The sequence below is a fragment of the Actinomadura macra NBRC 14102 genome (assembly GCF_001552215.1).
GTDB lineage: Bacteria > Actinomycetota > Actinomycetes > Streptosporangiales > Streptosporangiaceae > Spirillospora > Spirillospora macra.
In genome coordinates this window covers 362496-381717 of sequence record NZ_BCQT01000006.1, presented here as the reverse complement: position 1 = coordinate 381717, position 19222 = coordinate 362496, and the positions used below count along the sequence as shown (strand labels likewise).

The window sequence follows — 19222 nt, the reverse complement described above, 5'->3', positions numbered from 1 at the left end:
GGTCAGCGGGCGAGCGCCGTCTTCAGGTAGTCGACCTGCATCAGCAGCAGGTTCTCGGCCACCACCTCCTGCGGGGTCATGTGGGTCACGCCCGACAGGGGCAGGACGGTGTGCGGGCGTCCCGCCGCCACGAGCGCCGACGACAGGCGCAGCGTGTGTGCCGCGACCACGTTGTCGTCGGCCAGCCCGTGGATGATCATCAGCGGCCGCTCCAGGCCGCCGGCCATCTCGATCAGCGAGTTGGCGGCGTAGCCCTCCGGCTCCTCGTCGGGGTGGCCGAGGTACCGCTCGGTGTAGTGCGTGTCGTACAGCCGCCAGTCGGTGACGGGCGCGCCGGCGATGCCCGCGTGGAACACGTCCGGACGGCGCAGGACGGCCAGCCCCGCGAGCCAGCCCCCGAACGACCAGCCGCGGATGCCGACGCGGTCGAGGTCGAACGCATCGGGGTGCAGGCGGGCCGCCTCGATCAGCGCGGTGATCTGGTCCTCCAGGACGGGGCCCACGAAGTCGCCGCGCACCGCGCGCTCCCATACCGGGCCGCGCCCGGGGGTACCGCGGCCGTCGGCGATCACGACGGCGAAGCCCTGGTCGGCCAGCCACTGCGCCTCGCAGTACATCCGCCGTACGGCGAGGACCCGCTGCGCGTGCGGCCCGCCGTACGGGTCGAGCAGGACGGGCAGGCGGCCGTGGCCCGGCTCCCAGCCGTCCGGCAGGAGCACGGCGGTGCGGATCTCGCGGTCACCCGTGCGCAGCAGCTCCACCCGCGGTGTGATCACCGGTGTCTCAGCGAAGGACGCGACCGGGTGCGTGCCGGACGGGCCGCGCACCTCGGCCTGCGCGCCCGTCTGGTCGAGGCGGGAGCCGGTGATCACCGTGACGCCGCCGGAGCGGGTGCCCCCGAACACGCCCTGCCCCTCGGTGAGCCGCGAGACCTCGCCCGTGTCGTAGGAGTAGACGTGGATCTCGGTGGGCTCCTCGGAGGCGGTGAACAGGACCGACTCGTCCTCCACCGCGAGGACCGACCGGATCTGCAGGCCGCCGGGCGTGACCGGTTTCCCGCCGATCGTGAGCCGGCGGGTGTCGGTCTCGCGGTCCTCGGTGATCCAGACGAGGTCGCCGCCGTTCGTCCGGGCGGGGATCCCGGGGACGATGTCCGTCCAGACCGGGTCGTGCTCGTTGTGCAGCTGCGCCGTCTCGCCGTTGGACGGGTCCACTCTCAGCACCCGCTGGGACCGCTGGTCGCGCGGCTGCACGACGATCATCAGGCCGTGCCGGTCCCACACGGACGTCACCACGTAGGGGAACTCGCCGCGGTCCCAGGCGACGGCGGTCCGCCCGCCGTCCACCTTCAACAGCACCAGGGAGACCAGCGCGTTGGGCGTGCCGGCCGCCGGGTAGGCGATCTCGGCGGGCGTCCGGTCGGGGTTGGCGGGGTCGGCGATGTGCCAGCGGTGCACGGGCGTCTCATCGACCCGCGCGGCCAGCAGCGTCGCACCGTCCGGCGACCACCAGTAGCCGCGCATGCGGCCCATCTCCTCGGCCGCGACGAACTCGGCGAGGCCGTAGGACACCTGGTCGGTCTCGGGCCGGACGAGTTCCCGGTCGCCGGTGCCGTCCATCTCGATGATCCGCAGCGTCCGGCCCGACACGTAGGCGACGCGGCGCCCGGCCGGGTCGGGACGGGGGTCGAAGACCGGTGACTGTGCGGGCAGGTCCCGGACCCGGCCCGAGTCGAGGTCGGCGACGTACAGCCGCCCGCCCAGGGTGAAAACGGCCTGCCGCATCCCGCGGTCGGTCGCGTACCCGACGATGCCGCCGGCCTGTTCGCGGGCGCGCTCGCGCCGTGCCCGCTCCTCGGCGGGCAGGTTCTCCTCGCCCGGCACGTCCAGCGCGGACGGGTCGGCGACGAGGTGCTCCTCGCCGGTGGCCGTGTCCAGCGTCCACAGGCAGGTGACCGGGTCGTCGCCCGCCCTCGTGCGCAGGAAGGCCACGCGCGTCCCGTCCGGCGCGATCTGGAAGGCGCGCGGGACGCCGAGGGTGAACCGGCGGGTGCGGGCGCTCTGCCGCGGATAGCTGATGCTCATGGCATCTGAGTCTGCCAGCCCCGCAACGCCCCGGATGTACGGCGCACGGCTTGCGCGTGCCCGTATGATCACGGGTCGTCGCCGTGCGGGCGGGAACGACCCGTGGTCCGGTCCGCGCTCGCGTAAGCTCAAAGCCTCCCCAACCACGTTGTCGTCGCGGGTGCTAAAGGAGTGGTCCATGCCGGAGCTGCAGCCGGGAGATCCCCGGCGGCTTGGCTCGTACGAGATCGTCGAACGGCTCGGCGAGGGCGGCCAGGGGGTCGTCTACGCGGGCCTCGACGCCTCCGGGAACCGGGCCGCGATCAAGCTGCTGCGCGCCGATCTGGCCGGTGACGCGTCCGCGCGCAACCGGTTCGTGCGCGAGGCGCAGGCGGCCAAGCAGGTCGCGCGGTTCTGCACCGCGCAGGTCCTGGAGGCCGACGTCGCGGGCGATCAGCCCTACATCGCCAGCGAGTACGTGCCGGGCCCGTCGCTGTACAAGCAGGTCACCGACGCCGGCCCGATCACCGGAGCCCCGCTGGACCGGCTCGCGATCGGTACCGCGACCGCGATGGTGGCGATCCACCAGGCCGGGATCGTGCACCGCGACTTCAAGCCGCACAACGTGATCATGGCGCCGGACGGGCCGCGAGTGATCGACTTCGGTATCGCGCGGGCCCTGGACACCGGGCAGACCGCAGCGACCAAGGCGATCGGCACCCCGTCCTACATGGCACCCGAGCAGGTGGCGGGCGCCACGCTCACCGAGGCGGTGGACGTGTGGGCGTGGGCGACCACGCTGGTGTTCGCCGCGACCGGCCGCCCGCCGTTCGGTGACGACACCGTCGTCGCCGTGATCAACCGGGTGATGCATGAGCCGCCGTCGCTGGAGGGCGTCCCGGCCGACCTGCACCGGCTCATCGCCGCGTGCCTGGTCAAGGAACCCGAGCGGCGCCCGACCGCGCAGCAGCTCATGATGGCCCTGATCGGCAGCGGGCCGGGCGGTGCCGGGCAGACCCGCATGGACGACCCGGCGCAGGCCACCACGATGCTGGCGGAGGGCTCGACGCTCGCCGCGGGCGCCGGGGCGGCCGCGATGATGCCCGGAGCCGGTGCGCCCGGCGGGGCGACGCGGCGCGTGTCGCCCGCCGCGTACACCGGGACGCTGCCGCCGGTCCAGCAGCCGCCGTACGGCGGCCGTACCCGCGGCACCGGCTACGACGGCTTCGAGCCCGAGCGCAAGTCCAAGCTGCCGATCATCGCCGCCGTCGCCGCCATCGCGGTACTCGCGCTCGTCGTGGGCCTGTTCATGGCGAACCGTAACAACAACGACCCGACCACGCCCGTCTCCCCGTCGGTCTCCGAGTCCGAATCGGCATCGGAGACCCCGTCCGAAGAACAGTCCCAGGAGCCGGAGCCGACGCGGTCCCGCACCCGCAGGCCCGACACGCAGTCGCCCACGACCCCGACGACCGAGCCCACCACTCCCGACACCACGCCGACCAGCGAGCCCACGGACACGCCGACTCCGCCGACCACACCCGCGACTACCCCCACCTCCGGCGGTGGCGGCGGTGGTGGTGGCGGCGGAGACGGTGGGTCGAACAGCGACGATTAGGACGGTCCGAGTAGGGCGGCGAACGCCGGGGGTTCTCGTCCTGAGTAGGCTCGTTGTCTATGAAGGAGCCGCGGATCCTGTTCGTCCACGCCCATCCGGACGACGAGTCCATCGGGACCGGGGCGACCATGGCCAAGTACGCCGCCGAGGGCGCCCACGTCTGTCTCGTCACCTGCACGCTGGGCGAGGAGGGTGAGGTCATCCCCGACGAGCTGCGCCACCTGGCCTCCGACAAGGAGGACAGGCTCGGCGCGTACCGGATCGGGGAGCTGGAGGCGGCGTGCGCGGCGCTCGGCGTCCGTGATCACCGCTTCCTCGGCGGGCCGGGCCGCTGGCGCGACTCCGGCATGATGGGCGCCGCGACCAACGACGACCCGCGCTGCTTCTGGCAGGCGGATCCGGCCGCCGCCGCACCCGACCTCGCGGCGGTCATCCGCGAGGTCAGGCCGCAGGTGATCGTCACCTACGACGACCGGGGCAACTACGGGCACCCCGACCACATCCAGGCGCACCGCGTCACGCGGCGGGCCTTCGAGCTCGCGGCCGACCCGTCCCACGACGACGGTGCCCAGCCGTGGCGCGCCGCCAAGTTCTACGCCTATGCCACGCCGCGCATCGTGCTCGCCCGCGCCATCGCGGTGATGCGCGAGGCCAAGCTGCCGTTCGCGCGCGTCGCCGGGCTGGACGAGCTGGGCAGCGGCGTCGCCGACGACGAGGTCACCACCGCCGTGGACGCCCGCGCCCACCTGCCCGCCAAGCTCAACGCGCTGCGCGCCCACCGCACCCAGATCGTCGTGGCCCCCGAGCGGGTCGGGCCGTTCTTCGCCCTGTCGAACAACCTCGGCCAGCAGGCGTTCGGCACCGAGTACTTCATCCTCCAGGACGGCGAGCTCGGGCCGGTCGGCCCGGGACGGCGGGAACGCGACCTGTTCGCCGGGTTGTCGGACGCGCGTGACTGAGCCGATGGATACGCTGGCGTCCGTGGAAGAGGACGACGAGGCACCGGTGCCGCCGCCCGGCGCGGCCGAGGACGCCCCCGGCGCCGGCGAGGGCACCGTGGACGCGTTCGTGTCCGGCGCCGCCTACGCGGCGCTCGGTCTCCTTGGCGGCGTCGTCGGCCTGCTCGGCTCCTTCGCGCAGGACTGGACGCCCGGCGGGGTCCCCGCGGTGGCGATCGTCCTCGTCGCGCTGGTGTTCGCGATGGTGCGGCTCTCCGGCTGGGGCATGGGCGGACGGCTCGGCGCGACGATCCCCGCGGTCGTCTGGGGCATCGTGGTGTTCGTCATGTCGATGCAGCGGCCCGAAGGCGACCTCGTCGTGCAGGCGACGCTCGCCGGCTACGTGTACATCATCGGGGGCATGGTCGCCGCCGTCCTCGGAGTGGTGCGCGTCCCCGCGACCGGGCCGCCCGGCCAATGGCTGCTGGGGAGGGCGGCGCGTACCCGCGGGTAGGCGCGCGGGTAGAGTGAGCGCGTTGTGACCAGTGACCCCCTCTCCGCCCGCCCCGACATCGACCCCGCGCTGTTCCGGGAGGTGGCCGGCAGATTCGCGACCGGTGTGGCCATCGTCACGACCGTCGTGGACGGCGAAGACCACGCGATGACGGTCAACGCCTTCACCTCGGTGTCGCTGGAGCCGCTGCTCGTCCTGTTCTGCGCGGAGAAGGTCGCGCGTTTCCACGATGTGGTCTTGGACACAGGCCGCTGGGCGGTCTCCATCCTCCCCGACGACATGCGGGACGCCTCCGAATGGTTCGCCACCCGCGGCCGCGCGCTGGACGGGCAACTCCAGGGCTGGCCCCACACCCGCGGCCCCGCCACGGGCGCCGCCACCTTCACCGGCGCCATCGCCACCCTGGAGTGCCGCACCCACGCCGTCCACGACGGCGGCGACCACAGCATCGTGGTGGGCGAGGTCCTCGCTCTGGAAACCCCCGCCCCCCACGCCGCCCCCCTCATCTACTACAAGGGCGAATACAGATCTCTGTAGGGCCTGGCTGGGCCTCAGCCGGGTAGTGGGGCGGGTTCTGGCTGGGAGTTGCTGCGGGTGTCGGAGCGGTAGCCCTTGACGCCCAGGCAGGCGGCGGCGGCCATGAGGATGATGGCCAGGGGGAGCGCCATCGTCGGCTTCATCGCGTGGACGAAGCCGTGGGAGAAGACCTGGCCGGCCAGCTCCTGGACGCGGTGCGCCACGTTCGGGGGAACGCCGGGCGGGAGGTGCTGCTGGGCGCCGGTCTGGCCCGCGCCGACCTCCAGGCCGCCCTTGGCGGCGCCGGCGAAGCCGTCGACGAAGCCGCCCCGCACGTTCGGCGGGAGGGCCGCCGAGCGGGTGGTCGCCTCGTCCTTCAGCGAGGACGCGAGCTGGTTCTGCAGGACGGCGCCGACGGCCGCGCTGCCGAGCACCGAGCCGACCTGCCGGATCGTGTTGTTGACGCCGGACGCGGCGCCCGCGAGGTGCGCCGGGACGTTGCGGGTCGCCTCGGTGGCCATCGGGGCGAACACGCCGCCGATGCCGAGGCCGCAGACGGCGAAGGGGGCCATGAACGCGGTCCAGTCCGTCCCGACGCCGGTGATGGCGATGAGCCACAGCATGCCGAGGCCGTAGAGGGTGAGGCCGGTCATCAGGATGAACTTGCCGCCGATGCGGTCCGACAGCTTGCCGGCCACGGGTGCGAGGAACATCGACACCGCCGAGGCCGGCGCCATGACGAGACCGGCCTTGAGGGCGCTGTAGCCGAGCACCGACTGCATGTAGATGGTCATCGGCAGCATCAGCCCGATCATGCCGATCGAGACCGCCGCGCCGACCAGGTTCAGGATCGTGAAGTTGCGGTCCCTGAACAGCGAGAACGGCACCAGCGGCTCGCCCTTCTGCTGGGTGCGCTGGTGGACGCCGAAGATGACGAACAGCGCGACGCCGGCGGCGATGAGCCCCCAGATGCCCTCGTCCCAGTCGTACTTCTGGCCCTCGGTGAGGGCGAACGTCAGGCAGAACAGCGCGGCCGAGGCCAGCAGCACGCCGAGGACGTCGAAGCGGTGCCGGACGGTCGGGGTGTGGCCGGGCAGGATCGGCACGGCCATCACCAGCACCAGGATGCCGATCGGCAGGTTCACGAAGAAGATCCACCGCCAGTCGAGGGTGGTGACGAGCAGGCCGCCGACCGTGGGGCCCGCGATGGTGGACAGGCCCGCCACCGCGCCCCAGACGCCGAGGGCGGCGCCGCGGCGCTCCGCCGGGAACACGCCGATGATGATCGACATGGTCTGCGGCATCAGCAGCGCGGCGCCGAGCCCCTGGACGGCACGCGCGGCGATGAGCTGCGTCGGGTCCTGGGAGATCCCGCATGCCAGGCTGGCCAGCGTGAACAGGGCCACGCCGCCGATGAACAGGTTCTTCTTGCCCCACAGGTCGCCGAGCCGGCCGGCGGTGATCAGCAGCACCGCCAGCACCAGGATGTAGGCGTTGACGACCCACAGCACCTCGTCGAGCGAGGCGTCCAACTTGTCGATCATGCTGGGGATCGCGATGTTCACGATCGTCAGGTCCAGCAACGTCATGAAGAACCCGAGGGAGAGGGTGAGCAGGATCGCCCACGGGTTTCCGCGCCATCTACTCATGAGGTCCCCTTGCCAGTGCCGTGCAGGTCAGTGCTGTGCAGGTCAGTGCCGTGCTCATGGGAGTGGTGTGCACGCCCGTGCTCGTCGTCCTTCCAGGCGAGCAGCCCGGACTCCAGGTCGTCGGCCAGGCTCCGGACGAAGTCCAGCTCGGCGCGCGCCCGCGCGAGCGTCCATTCGTGGTCGATCAGCTTGTAGCGTTCCACGCCCTGTTTGCGGAGTGACTCGTGGGCGGTCCGGTTCCCGGCGAGCTGCGCCTCCAGGAAGATCGCCCGGGTCCGCAGCTGCCGGGCGACCTCTGCCTCGGGCAGCAGGTTGAGGAAGGCCAGACCCGCACCGAGCAGCGGGAACTCCTCGACGGGCTTGGCGAGCAGCTCGGCGAGCCGGTCGTGGGCGGCGTCTCGTCCGGCGCTCGTGACCGCGTAGACGGTGCGCTCGGGCCGGCGGCCCTCACGGCTCGTCTCCAGCGGCTCGATGAGCCCGGCCGCCGCGAGCCGCTCCACCGAGTGGTAGAGCGAGCCGTGGGTGATCTTTACGGCGATGTCGTAGGCGTGGTCGCGGATGCGTTGCTGCATCTCGTACGGGTGCATGGGCCCGTCGCACAGCATGCGCAGGACGGCCAGCGCGAGCGGCGTGAGGGGTCGGGACATGACAGCGGCCTCTTAGTCGACGTCGATTAGTCCACTTAGACTAATCCATTCAGACCGCTGTTAGAACATCGCCTAGATGTCCGACATGTTTGGACAGGTCAGCGGACGGTCTCCACCGCGTTGGCCGCCCCGTTGCGGGCCACGTAGTCGCCGATCCGGTCGTCACGGACGGCGGTGAACAGCTGCTGTAGCCGTCCGGCGTCCAGGAGGACCACGCTCTGCCCGTCCTTCATGGCGGGCTTGTCGACCGGGGCGGTGAGATACTCCATCAGCGAGATCTGTGCCAACCGCCCGGCGAGGCCGCGCAGCGTGCCGGACGAGACCGAGTCGTCCACGGTCACCGAGCGGGTCGTCGCGCGGACGAACCGGTCGAGCTTGATCGGGTTGCGGGTGTCCATGGCCTTGTCGGCGAGGGCGTGCAGGAACGCCTGCTGGCGCTTGATGCGGTCGAGGTCGCCGGCGGGCAGGTTCCAGCGTTGCCGGACGAAGTCCAGCGCCTCCACGCCGTTCAGGTGCTGGTGCCCGGCGGGCCAGGTGCGGTCGTGCATCGGATCGTGTGTGCGTTTGGTCACGGTCACGTCCACGCCGCCGAGTGCGTCCGTCATCTTCACGAAGCCGCCGAAGTCCAACGCCGCGTAGTGATCGACGCGCACGCCGGTGAGCTGCTCGATCGTCCGGATCAGCAGCGGGGGGCCACCGTAGGCGAACGCGGCGTTGATCTTCGTGGTGCCGTGTCCGGGGACGGCGACCCAGCCGTCCCGGGGGATCGCGATCACCGACACCCGGTCGCCGCGTCCGGACAGGTGGACGAGCATGATCGTGTCCGCGCGGGCGCCCATCGAGGGCTGGTCGGCGCGCCGGTCGGAGCCGATCAGCAGCCAGTTCTCGCCGCGTCCCGACGCCGGTCGCCCCGCCGTGCCGGGCAGCGCGCCCGCGATACGCCTGACCTGCCCGTCGTAGGCGCGTTGCAGCAGGTAGGCGCCGCCGCCCAGCAGTAGCAGGACGCCCAGCACCAGCCCGCCGCAGCCGATCATGACCCGGCGCCTTCTCCCGCTCTCCAACATCCGTTCAGCCTGCCCGCACGTGCTTTCCCGAAGGGCGCGCCAGGCAGGGCGGCGGCGAGTCTTTGACGAACCCCGGGTTTGCCGTTGACCGCTTACGCAGAACCGCCACCTTGGGCGGAACCTCTCGGCTGGGGGGCGACCGGCCCCGGAGCCCTGAACAGGATGCCGGTCATGCCCTCGACGCGTCCGATGGCCTTGTGCAGGTGCCTGCGGGCGTCCGGGATGCGGCCCCGTGCCAGGCTCAGAACGGCGGCGCCCAGGGGGCGAGCCACGATCTTGGCGCACGTGGCGGCGCCATAGTGCCGCCGGTAGACGTGCCCGGCACCGCGCGCCGTGTGCCTGGCCTTCGCCCGGTGGACGGGGTCGGAAGCATGCGGCTCGTCCGGGTCGTGTTCGTACACGCGGATGTCCGGGTCGTAGGTGAGCGTCCGTCCTCGCTTCAGCGCACGCAGGAGGAGTTCGGTCTCCGCACCCGATTGCCAGGGAGTGCCGCAGCCGACCCCGAGGTCCTCGTCGAAGCCGCCGGTCGTGCGCAGGACCGGCGCTTGGAAGAAGCAGGTCTCGATGCGCGCGTGTGACCAGACCGTGCGGGCGTCGATGGGGCGCGGCTCGTCGGCGAACCGCCATTGGGCCCGGTCACCGTCGCTGGCGAGCAGCCTGCCGGAGACGACGTCGGGGCCGTCGGCGAGGGCGCGTGCCGCCCGGGCCAAGGCGTCCGGCGGGTACCAGGTGTCGTCATCGGGAAAGGCCACGATCTCCGCCGGGGGGGACAGCAGGGCAGTGGAGGCCGGTCCGCTCCCGCTCGATGTCTGGAGCGGACCGTCAGAGGGTGCCGCCGTGGTGGGCCGGTGGCCAGCGGGCGCGGGGAGGAGGCCGAGAGCGGCGAGGCCGGCATTGCGGCCCGCGGACGCGCCGCGTGGGGAGGTGATGCGGCGGATCGCGAGCCGGTCGGAACGGCGCTCGACGACCGCCGCCGTGCCGGGCTCGTCGCCCTGGTCGACGACCACGACCTCGTCGGGGGGACGGGTCTGGCCGGCCAGCGAGAGCAGCAGGCGGTCCAGCAGCCGGGGCCTGCCGATCGTGGTGATGACCACCGCGATCCGCGGCCCGGTGGTTTCGGGTGACATACGACACATTCTCGGAGCTGGACCGCGCGAACCCGCTGAGTCCGGAACGAGTGTGTCGCACCGTTTGATGGCGATATATGGGGACGCCGCCGGGCGTCATTGGCCGGCGGCGTCCCTGCCGAAGGGGTCCCTGCTGGCGGGGCGGACGCGTCAGCCGGCGAGGGCGATCTCCAACCGGTCCAGCGCCCAGTCGAGGTCTTCGCGGCTGATGACCAGGGGCGGTGCCAGCCGGATCGTGGTCTCGTGCGTCTCCTTGGCGAGCACGCCGAGCTCCATCAGCCGCTCGCTGACCGGGCGTGCCTTGCCGGTCAGCTCCACGCCCGCCCACAGCCCGCGCCCGCGCACCTCGCGGACCGTTCCGCCGGGCAGCGCGCCGAGCCGCTCGTGCATGTGCGCGCCCAGCGTCCGGGAACGTTCCTGGAACTCGCCGGTGCGCAGCATCGCGACGACCTCGCGACCGATCGCGCAGGCCAGCGGGTTGCCGCCGAACGTCGAGCCGTGCTGGCCCGGCTTGAACACCCCGAGGATGTCGCGGTCGGCGACGACCGCGGAGACCGGCATGATGCCGCCGCCGAGCGCCTTGCCGAGAATGTAGACGTCGGGGACGACATCCTCGTGCTCGACCGCGAACGTGGTGCCGGTGCGGCCGAGCCCCGACTGGATCTCGTCCGCGATCATGAGGGAGCCGTTGGCCGTGCACAGTTCCCGCACCGCCCGCAGGAACCCGCTCGGCGGGACGTTCACCCCTGCCTCGCCCTGGATCGGCTCGATCAGCACGCCGACGGTGGAGCCGTCCATGGCGGCTTTGAGCGCGTCCACGTCACCGTAGGGGACGGTCCGGAAACCCGGCGTGTACGGGCCGTAGGAGTCCTTGGCGTCCGGGTCGGTGGAGAAGCTGATGATCGTGGTCGTCCGGCCGTGGAAGTTGCCCTCGAAGGTGATGATGTTCGCCTGGTCGGCCGGGACGCCGCGGACCTCGTATCCCCATTTGCGGGCGGTCTTCAGCGCCGACTCCACGGCCTCGGCGCCGCTGTTCATCGGCAGCACCATGTCCTTGCCGCACAGCTCGGCGAGCTCGGTGACGAACGGCCCGAACTGGTCGTGGTCGAACGCCCGGCTGACCAGCGTCACCCGGTCGAGTTGACGCCGGGCGGCCTCGGTGAGGCGGGGGTTGCGGTGCCCGAAGTTGACGGCGGAGTAGGCGGCCAGCATGTCCAGGTAGCGGCGCCCCTCGACATCGGTCAGCCACGCGCCCTCGGCATCGGCGACCACGATCGGAAGGGGGTGGTAGTTGTGCGCGCTGTGCTCCTCGGACAACACCCGCAGCTGGTCGGTCAGCGTCACGACGCTCCTTCGCGGCTCGGCCCGGCCGCCGGCCGGGCATCGCTGGGACACCGGACGTCGGCCCGGTGCCGAGGGGGAGGAAACCGGAACGGGGTGGCCGCCGGTCCGCTTCCCAGCGTATGTTCGGCATCAACCGGCGACCAATGACGAAAGCCGACTTGGGGGGTGTTATTTGTTGCGTCTTGACGACTTGGACCGTCGAATCGTTGCGCGGCTCCTGGAGGACGGCCGCGCCTCGTACGCGCAGATCGGTGACAGGGTCGGGCTGTCGGCCCCGGCGGTCAAGCGGCGCGTCGACCGACTCCGCTCGGACGGTGTGATCAACGGCTTCGCCGCGGTGGTGGACCCCGCCGCGCTCGGCTGGACGACCGAGGCGTTCATCGAGATCTTCTGCACCGGCGCGACGTCCCCGGAGCAGATCTACTCCAGCGTCCGCGGTCACCCCGAGGTCGTCGCCGCGTACACGATCAGCGGTGACGCCAGCGCCCTCGTGCACGTGCGGGCCCGCGACATCCAGCATCTCGAACAGGCCCTCGAACGGCTGCGGCGCGAGGACAACATCACCGCGACGAAGACGGCGATCGTGCTGTCGCGCCTGATCGGCCGCCCCATCGACGCGCCGTCAGGTTGACGCCACCCGCCCGGCGGGGGCCGGATGTCAGCGCGCCGGATGTCAGCGTGACGGACGCCGCGTGTCCGGCCGGGTGGCGGGCGCCACCGGACGCGGTCCCGCGGCTCCCTGCCGGCCGGGCGTTCCCTGCACCGGGCCGAACCAGGGCGGCGGCGCGGTCGGGGGGAGGATGACGGGACGCCGCCGCTCGCCTGGTCCTCGTGGAACGACCCGGCTCGGCGGTTCGGCCCGGTAGGCGGGCAGGAGCGCGGCGATGTCGGGCGGCAGCCACCCCGGCGCGGGCGGCTCCTCCGCAACCCCGGCGAGGAGGGTGCGGAGTCCGGGCTGATCGTCCGGATCTCCCGCCAGGCAGCGTCCGACGAACTCGCGCAGCTCGTCAGGGCACCCGGTCAGGTCGGTCGTCCCCCCGCGGAAAGGGCTCCGGCCGGTCGCCGCGAAGTGGGCGATGCCCCCGAGAAGCGGCACGTCACCAGACGGGACGGGCTCGGTTCCCACCGCGCTCCACCCGAGTGCGGAGACGCGCGGTCCGTCCTCGCACAGGTGCACGGTGTGCGCCGCGAGGTCGCCGTGAGCGAGACCGGCATCGTGGACGGTCAGGATCGCCTCGGCGAGCGCGCCGATGAGCGTCCGCACCGCCTGCACGGTCAGCGGGCCGGTCTCGGCCACCGCTCGCTCCAGCGTGGGACCGGGCGCGTAGTCGAGCGCGGCCCAGGCGCCGGTCTCGTCGGCGTGTCCGTCGAACACCGCGGCGAGGTAGGGCCCCTGGACCAGCCGCGCGGCGGAGATCCGCGCCTTGAAGCGGCTCCGCAGGCCAGGGTCGTCCGCGAGCTGCGACGGCAGGCGCGTGATCGCGAGCCGCCGCCCGCTCTGCGTCGTGGCCAGGTACGTCCGGGGGGTGCCCCCGCGGAGCCGGGCGAGCACGCGGTATCCGCCGATCAGCGCGGGATCGCCCGGTCGGAGCGGTTCGTACGCGGGCGGGGCGGCGGGGGACTGCATGGGCGGCCTCCTGGGAGACAGGCGAGCCCTTGGGTCGGGATCTTGTAAAGCAGCCTAACGTCCGGGCGGTGCGCGGGGTGCCCGTCCGCTTCGTGTTACCGGATCGTAGGCTGCATGCCCATGGACTTCGCCACCGCTGACCTCATCGACGACTTCGGGGACGAGCTGCGCAGCTGCGAGACGCAGTTCCGGCAGTACGGGGGGCGCGTCTCGTTCGCCGGGCCGGTCTCCACCGTGCGCTGCCTCCGCGACAACGGGCTCGTCAAACGGTTGCTCACCACCTCCGGCGACGGTCGCGTCCTGGTCGTGGACGGTGCGGGGTCGCTGGCGTCCGCGCTGCTGGGCGACATGATCGCGGCCTCGGCGGTGGCGCACGGCTGGGCCGGTGTCGTGATCCACGGCGTGGTCCGGGACGTGGCGGCGCTGCGCACGATGGACCTCGGTGTGAAGGCGCTCGGCTCGAACCCGCGCAAGAGCGCCAAGGACGGGGCCGGGGAGGTGGACGTCCCGGTTTCGTTCGGAGGTGTGGAGTTCCGGCCTGGCGAGTGGCTCTACAGCGACGAGGACGGCATCGTCGTCGCTGGTCGGAACGTGGCCTAAAGACGCCCGGAAATGGGGTGATTCTCCCCGTCTGGGCGGTACATGCCAGCACAATCCGCCCAAGCTCGTATAAGTCGGCCGTTGAACGGCAGAACGCCTTGTCTCTACGTTCTCGGGCAACGACTGAGACAGGGGAGACATGCGCGCCAAGAAGACTCTGTTGGTGCCCGCGGCGGCAATGACGCTGGTCGCGGGACTCGCGGTCAGCCCGGCCGCCGCGCAGGCGAGACCTCCGATTCCCAAACCCACAGCGAACCCGTGGCAGATGCGGCACTGGCCGCAGACGCAGCCCTGGCAGCGCAGCCAGCAGGCACGGGTGCTCCCGAAGGACGCGCCGCGTCCGATCGACCCCCAGAACTACGAGCTCCCTGACACGATGACGTGGGACGACTACAAGCCGATCCCCGACACGAACTGGTCCGACCCGTCCCGCAAGGGGTCGGTCAAGAACTTCAAGGGCGCGCTCGTCCTGGTCGACTACTCCAACCAGCCGTTCGTGGTGACACAGCCAAAGAACTCCACGATTTTCGGCAACCCCACCGTGACCGGCGACGTGCCGCGCGCCGAGGTCGCCAAGTTCTACCAGGACTTCCTGAACAAGCCCGGGAAACTGAATAACGGTCACACAATCCACGAATATTGGATGGAGGACTCCGGCGGCCGGTACGGGGTGGACCTCACCGGATTCGGCGCGTACAAGATGCCCGCCAAGGACCACGAGTACGGCGTGGACGGTATGCAGGGCGGTTCGGGCTGCCCCAGCGGCGACACCTGCCAGCGCGACCTCCGCCGGGACGCGCGGGCCGCCTGGGTCGCCGCCGTCGGTGAGGCGGAGGCCAAGAAGTACGACTTCGTCTTCTACCTCAGTGCCGGGCAGGACGAATCGTCCACCTGGCAGGAGTTCGGCCAGATGAAGTTCACCAACCAGCAGGACGTGACCGCGCCCTGGGGTTCCGGCGACTCCAGGCTGCCCAACTGGGTGAAGACCCGGTACGTGCCCTGGACGTCCTGGCAGGCGGGCTCCACCCTCTGGCCGGACGCCGTCTCCGGCAGCTCCATCCAGGCCGAGAGCTCGGGCATGGGCGTCTTCGCCCACGAGTTCAGCCACATCCTGGGCATCGGCGACAACTACAACAACCCGTACAGCGTCCCGGCGCGCCGGGACTACAGCGGGGTGTGGGAGATGCTGAGCCGCGGCACCTTCAACGGCCCTGGCGGCCCGCACACTCGCTGGACGATCCCGGCGACGGGCGGCGCCTCGATGGGCGCGCAGCACATGCTGCGCAACAAGCTCAAGCTCGGCATCGTGGACACGAGCAAGGTGCTCCAACTCGACCGCGGCACGCTCCCGAAGGACGGCACGCTCGTCGCGAAGATCGCGGCGCGCTCCGCCGCGCCGGGCCGCAACGAGCTGGCGGGCATCAACCTGAAGTTCGGCACGGGCGGTGACAAGAGCCCGGGCTGCAACCCCAACAGCGACCCGATGTGCGACGGTGCCGCGGGCCAGAAGTACGACAACTACACGGTCGAGGTGGTCGACCGGATGGGCTTCGACTCCTTCACCACCGACTCCGGCGTCCTGCTCGCCAAGACCAAGAACGCGGACAACGCGCCGTTCATCTGGGTCAAGGACGCCAACCCGCAGGACATCGACAAGGTGGACTTCGTCCGTCCGGACGGGACGCCGCAGAAGATGACGATCGGCGACTACCGGCAGCTGTCCGACGCGCTGTACCACGCGGGCACGAACTCCGGCAGCCAGTACGAGTACGTCGACAAGGAGAACCGGCTGCACTTCTACGTCCTGAATCTTGAGCGTGACAGCAAGGGCGTGCTGTCGTACACGGTCGCGATTCGCTCCCTGGACGGTGCGGGTTCGCAGACCCGCGGTGTGAAGCTGGACGCCGGCCAGGCGAGCCCGTCGGACGGCGGCTGGACGAAGTGCACGGTGCGGCTGCACAACCAGGGCACGGGCGGGACCGGCCACTACGGCTCCGACGTGTTCCGCCTCAAGGCGGACGTGGCCGCCCAGGGCTGGACGACCTGGCTCCCGAACGAACTGGCCACCGCTCCGGCGCAGGGCGCCACGACGGTCGACGTCTGGGTCAAGGCGTCGCCGAACGCCCGCCGGAACGCCGAGCTCCGGCTGACCGGCACCTCGGAGAGCGACCCGTCCAAGTCCGCCTCCAGCACCTGCCGCCTTCCCTGACCTGCCGGTTCGCGGCGAGTCGTCGTCAAGGACGTGCCTTGACGACGACTCGTCGTCGGCCGACGTCGCAGACGCGTGGACGACGCGGCGGGTTGACACGCGCGACGTAATGGTCGAGCGAAACTATCGTTGCGTTTCCACGGTGATGTCGGCGCCGTCCAGGGGTCATGACCTGGGCTACGTTGCGAACCGTGATGATCTCGCAGCTGAGAGCGACCGGCGTCCGCCGGCCGGGCCTGGTGGTCCTGGCGGCCGGATTCCCCGTGGCCGCCCTGGTCGCCGGAGTCCCGGACGTCCTGCGCGCGGAGCCCGCTCGCGCGTACTCCGGTGCCGGGTCGATCGCCGCTCCCCGGCTCTCCGATCTCGACCTGCGCCGGGGCCCCGACCTGAGCGCGCCGCTCCGCGGGCTCGACGGCAGGCTCCAGCGCAGCGGCGTCGACGCGTTGATCACCGCTCAGGGCCAGCGCAGGCTCGGCGGCGGCTGCGGCAAGGCGGCGGGCGTCCCGCCCCACTCCCTCGTCTACTGCTGGGACCGCGAGGACTCCGCCACCCGCACGTGGGTCCCGCAGGGCGTGACGGGAATCTCCGACGCCGTGGCGGGCGAGCGGTGGACCGGCGGCGGCCGGCCGATGCTGGTGTCCTGGCACGACAAGGGCAGCACCCGGATCACGTTCGTCAACCCCGACCGGCGCACGTACCGGCACGTCCTGCTGGTCGAGCCGGAGACGCGGGGCGGGCGCGCGACGTACGGCGACATCGACATCCACGCCGGGGGGATCGCCTGGTACGGGAACAAGCTGTACGTCGCGGACACGCGTCGGGGGGTGCGCGAGTTCGACATGCGGCAGATCTACGACCTCGGCGCCAGCAAGGCGGGGTCCACGAAGAACAACGACTGGATCGGCCTGCACGGCAAGAAGTACTACGGGCACGGCTTCCGCTACGTCATGGCGCAGACGGGAAGCTGGCACTACGTCCGGGGCAGCGCCGGTCCGAAGTGCAGGGGCGCCGGGCCCCTGCGCACCTCCTGGCTCTCCATCGATCGGACGACCTACCGGCCGGTGCTCATCGCCGGCGAGTACTGCCGTCCATCGGCGCCGCGAGGCCGCGTCGTCACCTGGCCGCTCAGCGAGCTGACCGGCTGGAGCGACCGCGTCCGCGCCGACTGGGTCGCGGCCCTGCCCGAGAACAAGATCCAGGGTGGGGTTCGGACGCACGGCTCCTGGTGGTTCACGCACAATCGCGGCACGCAGCGCGGCCAGCTCCTGTCGACCTACCGCGGCTGGGACGACTGGGGAGGCGTTCGGAGGCAGACGATCTCCCACGGTCCCGAGGACCTGTCCTGCTACCGCGGACAGCGCCGGATCTGGACGGTGGCCGAGCACGCCCACAAGCGGGCGCTCTGGGGCCTGCCCGCCCGCTCCTGCTACTGACCGGCCGCGGCAGGCAGTCGGGTGTGCCCTCCCGCTCCCTCCGCCTCGTCGGCCGTGGGACGGCGCCCCGCCACCTGTCCCAGCGCGACGGGGGCGAGGGCGGTGACGGCCAGGGCGGCGCCGATCCATGCCGTGGCGCGGTAACCGGCCCCGGCGTCCAGGGCCAGTCCGCCGAGCCAGGGGCCGGCCGTGATGCCGACGTTGAACGCCGCGACGTTCCCCGCGGCGGCGAGCGTCGGGGCGCCGTCCGTCAGCGTGAAGACCCGCGTGTTCAGGGTCGGGTTGGTCGCGAACCCGAACGTGCCCAGCAGGAACACCAGGACGATCACCGGCACCGTTGAGCCCGCCGTCAGGGCCAGCGCCGCCGAGACGGCGGCCAGGCCGGCGATCCCGGTGTAGAGGGTGGGGAGGGCGCGCGTGTCGGCCGTCCGTCCGCCGATCGCGATGCCGATGAGCGCGCCCACCCCGTACAGCGCGAGCACGGCCGGGACCCACCGTTCCGCGAGGCCGGTCGTGCCGGTGAGCATGGCGCCGAGATAGCTGAAGGTGACGAGCAGCGCCCCCGTGGCCAGCGACGTCGTCGCGTACGTGAGCCACACCCGGGGCAGGGTCAGGGCTCGCAGCTCGTCCCGGACGCGCGGAACCCGGCCCTGGGGGCGGCCCGGCGGGACCGTCGCGGCCACCCCGGCCATCGCGAGGGCCGACATCGCCGCCACCGTCCAGAACGCCGCACGCCAGCCGAGGTGCTGGCCGATGACCGTCCCCGCCGGGAGCCCGACGATGGTCGCCAGCGTGAGGCCGCCCGCGACGATCCCCATCGCCTTGCCGCGCGCGCCGTCCGGGACCAGGCCGACCGCCACGACGGCGGCGACCGCCCAGAACCCCGCGTACACGAACGCGCCCGCGACCCGGGTGGCGAACAGCACCCCGTAGCCGGGCGTCAGCGCGCCGACGACATGCGTGAGGGCGAAGAGCGCGAGGAAGACCAGCAGCGACCGCCGGCGCGGCCACCGCAGCGTCAGCACGGCGAGGACGGGCGCGCCCGCGAGCATCCCGATCGCGAACGCCGAGATCAGCAGCCCGGCCCGTGGGACGGACACGCCGAGGTCGGCGGCCATCTCCGGCAGCAGTCCCGCGAGCATCAGCTCCGAGGTGCCCTGCGCGAAGATCGCGAGCCCCAGCACGTAGACGGCCCGTGGCATCGGCCATCGCCTCCTTGTTTTGGATGGATCAGTTCAAAATGTGGCTTAAAAAAAGTGGCGTGGTGCCGCCCGCCGGACCTCAGATCGCGCTCATCGCCGTCTCCGCGATCGCCGACAGCGTCGCCCGGTCCGCGCCTCCTCGGGCCGCGACCCGCATCCCGCTCACGGTCGCGACGACGAAATGCGCGAGCGCGAGCGCGTCCTTGCCCGCGTCGATCTCGCCCGCCCGCATCCCGGACTCGATCGTCGCCCGCAGCGCCGCGAGCCGCCGCGCCTGGTCCCTGGAGATCCGCTCGGCGATCTCCGGATCGCGCGGCGCCATCTCCACGATCGCGTTGACGACCAGGCAGCCGGCGGGGTCGCCGGTCTCGGTGTCGGCGGTCTGCTCCAGCAGCGTCCGCAGCCTCTCGCGGACGGGCCGATCGCCGTCCAGCAGTTCGAGCAGCCCCGCCGTCCGCTCGTCGGTGTAGCGGTCGAGAGCCCGCTCGAACAGGTCGTGCTTGCTCTTGAAGGTGTTGTAGATGCTGCTGCGCCCGAGGCCGGTGGCCTCGCAGAGGTCCTGCGTGGACGTCGCCTCGTACCCGGCCGTCCAGAACGCCCGCATGGCGGCGTCCACGGCCCGCGCCTCCTCGAACTTCCGCGGCCTTGCCATGTCGTCACGGTAGCACGTT

The 19222-nt window shown here is 71.8% G+C and carries 17 protein-coding genes; 8 read left to right on the top strand and 9 right to left on the bottom strand.

All coding sequences use genetic code 11. The annotated features are described in order from the left end of the window. Positions 1–2: 2 nt before the first annotated feature. A complete protein-coding gene (locus AMA02S_RS10975; RefSeq protein ID WP_067455668.1) occupies positions 3–2084 on the bottom strand; it encodes a S9 family peptidase in 2082 nt (693 codons plus the stop codon). Positions 2085–2262: 178 nt separating this feature from the next. Between AMA02S_RS10975 and AMA02S_RS10970 the strand changes: the two genes are divergently transcribed. Genes AMA02S_RS10970 through AMA02S_RS10955 form a run of 4 tightly spaced genes read left to right on the top strand, consistent with a single transcriptional unit; the run spans position 2263 to position 5670 of the window. Beyond that, positions 2263–3681 (top strand): serine/threonine-protein kinase, encoded by a 1419-nt coding sequence (locus AMA02S_RS10970; RefSeq protein ID WP_067455665.1) that lies wholly within the window; start codon positions 2263–2265, stop codon positions 3679–3681. Positions 3682–3740: 59 nt separating this feature from the next. Further along, positions 3741–4640: an N-acetyl-1-D-myo-inositol-2-amino-2-deoxy-alpha-D-glucopyranoside deacetylase gene (gene mshB / locus AMA02S_RS10965; protein WP_067455663.1), complete on the top strand. Its 900-nt coding sequence runs from the start codon at positions 3741–3743 to the stop codon at positions 4638–4640. A gap of 22 nt (positions 4641–4662) precedes the next feature. Further along, a complete protein-coding gene (locus AMA02S_RS10960) occupies positions 4663–5133 on the top strand; it encodes a DUF6113 family protein (protein ID WP_157430508.1) in 471 nt (156 codons plus the stop codon). A gap of 24 nt (positions 5134–5157) precedes the next feature. Continuing rightward, positions 5158–5670, top strand: a complete 513-nt coding sequence (locus tag AMA02S_RS10955; protein WP_084264975.1) for a flavin reductase family protein — start codon at positions 5158–5160, stop codon at positions 5668–5670. Positions 5671–5684: 14 nt separating this feature from the next. Here AMA02S_RS10955 and AMA02S_RS10950 read toward each other — a convergent pair whose 3' ends face one another. The 5 genes from AMA02S_RS10950 to rocD form a co-directional block, all read right to left on the bottom strand. Further along, a complete protein-coding gene (locus AMA02S_RS10950) occupies positions 5685–7298 on the bottom strand; it encodes an MFS transporter (RefSeq protein WP_067455658.1) in 1614 nt (537 codons plus the stop codon). Next, a complete protein-coding gene (locus AMA02S_RS10945) occupies positions 7295–7945 on the bottom strand; it encodes a PadR family transcriptional regulator (protein ID WP_067455656.1) in 651 nt (216 codons plus the stop codon). The genes AMA02S_RS10950 and AMA02S_RS10945 overlap by 4 nt, the downstream gene beginning before the upstream one ends. A gap of 98 nt (positions 7946–8043) precedes the next feature. Beyond that, a complete protein-coding gene (locus tag AMA02S_RS10940; RefSeq protein WP_169806807.1) occupies positions 8044–8979 on the bottom strand; it encodes an LCP family protein in 936 nt (311 codons plus the stop codon). Between the two features lie 122 nt (positions 8980–9101). Then, the gene (locus AMA02S_RS10935) at positions 9102–10136 is read right to left on the bottom strand and encodes a glycosyltransferase family 2 protein (protein ID WP_067455652.1); all 1035 of its coding nucleotides are present in this window, start codon (positions 10134–10136) and stop codon (positions 9102–9104) included. Positions 10137–10286: 150 nt separating this feature from the next. Next, positions 10287–11480: an ornithine--oxo-acid transaminase gene (gene rocD / locus AMA02S_RS10930; protein WP_067455650.1), complete on the bottom strand. Its 1194-nt coding sequence runs from the start codon at positions 11478–11480 to the stop codon at positions 10287–10289. A gap of 175 nt (positions 11481–11655) precedes the next feature. On the opposite strand from rocD, the gene AMA02S_RS10925 reads away from it, so the two are divergent. Further along, the gene (locus AMA02S_RS10925) at positions 11656–12111 is read left to right on the top strand and encodes an Lrp/AsnC family transcriptional regulator (protein ID WP_067455644.1); all 456 of its coding nucleotides are present in this window, start codon (positions 11656–11658) and stop codon (positions 12109–12111) included. A gap of 42 nt (positions 12112–12153) precedes the next feature. On the opposite strand, the gene AMA02S_RS10920 is transcribed toward AMA02S_RS10925, so the two are convergent. Then, positions 12154–13107, bottom strand: a complete 954-nt coding sequence (locus AMA02S_RS10920) for a protein kinase family protein (RefSeq protein WP_067455640.1) — start codon at positions 13105–13107, stop codon at positions 12154–12156. Positions 13108–13221: 114 nt separating this feature from the next. Between AMA02S_RS10920 and rraA the strand changes: the two genes are divergently transcribed. From rraA to AMA02S_RS10905, 3 genes are all read left to right on the top strand, one after another. Then, entirely contained in the window at positions 13222–13707 is a 486-nt protein-coding gene (gene rraA / locus AMA02S_RS10915) for a ribonuclease E activity regulator RraA (protein ID WP_067455637.1), read from the top strand. Positions 13708–13846: 139 nt separating this feature from the next. Next, on the top strand, positions 13847–15916 hold the full coding sequence (locus AMA02S_RS10910; RefSeq protein WP_067455634.1) for a M6 family metalloprotease domain-containing protein: 2070 nt from the start codon (positions 13847–13849) through the stop codon (positions 15914–15916). Positions 15917–16107: 191 nt separating this feature from the next. Beyond that, complete coding sequence (locus tag AMA02S_RS10905; RefSeq protein ID WP_157430507.1) at positions 16108–17349, top strand: hypothetical protein; 1242 nt, start codon at positions 16108–16110, stop codon at positions 17347–17349. On the opposite strand, the gene AMA02S_RS10900 is transcribed toward AMA02S_RS10905, so the two are convergent. Both AMA02S_RS10900 and AMA02S_RS10895 read right to left on the bottom strand, forming a co-directional pair. After that, a complete protein-coding gene (locus AMA02S_RS10900) occupies positions 17343–18551 on the bottom strand; it encodes a Cmx/CmrA family chloramphenicol efflux MFS transporter (protein WP_067455629.1) in 1209 nt (402 codons plus the stop codon). The genes AMA02S_RS10905 and AMA02S_RS10900 overlap by 7 nt on opposite strands. 79 nt (positions 18552–18630) lie before the next feature. After that, a complete protein-coding gene (locus AMA02S_RS10895; protein WP_067455626.1) occupies positions 18631–19203 on the bottom strand; it encodes a TetR/AcrR family transcriptional regulator in 573 nt (190 codons plus the stop codon). Between the last annotated feature and the right edge of the window lie 19 nt (positions 19204–19222).

Excerpts from the sequence above, each read along its gene's own strand:
- AMA02S_RS10975 (WP_067455668.1), bottom strand. The coding sequence starts at position 2,084 with ATGAGCATCAGCTATCCGCGGCAGAGCGCCCGCACCCGCCGGTTCACC.
- AMA02S_RS10970 (WP_067455665.1), top strand. The coding sequence starts at position 2,263 with ATGCCGGAGCTGCAGCCGGGAGATCCCCGGCGGCTTGGCTCGTACGAG.
- mshB (WP_067455663.1), top strand. The coding sequence starts at position 3,741 with ATGAAGGAGCCGCGGATCCTGTTCGTCCACGCCCATCCGGACGACGAG.
- AMA02S_RS10950 (WP_067455658.1), bottom strand. The coding sequence starts at position 7,298 with ATGAGTAGATGGCGCGGAAACCCGTGGGCGATCCTGCTCACCCTCTCC.
- AMA02S_RS10945 (WP_067455656.1), bottom strand. The coding sequence starts at position 7,945 with ATGTCCCGACCCCTCACGCCGCTCGCGCTGGCCGTCCTGCGCATGCTG.
- AMA02S_RS10940 (WP_169806807.1), bottom strand. The coding sequence starts at position 8,979 with ATGATCGGCTGCGGCGGGCTGGTGCTGGGCGTCCTGCTACTGCTGGGC.
- AMA02S_RS10935 (WP_067455652.1), bottom strand. The coding sequence starts at position 10,136 with ATGTCACCCGAAACCACCGGGCCGCGGATCGCGGTGGTCATCACCACG.
- AMA02S_RS10920 (WP_067455640.1), bottom strand. The coding sequence starts at position 13,107 with ATGCAGTCCCCCGCCGCCCCGCCCGCGTACGAACCGCTCCGACCGGGC.
- rraA (WP_067455637.1), top strand. The coding sequence starts at position 13,222 with ATGCCCATGGACTTCGCCACCGCTGACCTCATCGACGACTTCGGGGAC.
- AMA02S_RS10910 (WP_067455634.1), top strand. The coding sequence starts at position 13,847 with ATGCGCGCCAAGAAGACTCTGTTGGTGCCCGCGGCGGCAATGACGCTG.
- AMA02S_RS10900 (WP_067455629.1), bottom strand. The coding sequence starts at position 18,551 with ATGCCACGGGCCGTCTACGTGCTGGGGCTCGCGATCTTCGCGCAGGGC.
- AMA02S_RS10895 (WP_067455626.1), bottom strand. The coding sequence starts at position 19,203 with ATGGCAAGGCCGCGGAAGTTCGAGGAGGCGCGGGCCGTGGACGCCGCC.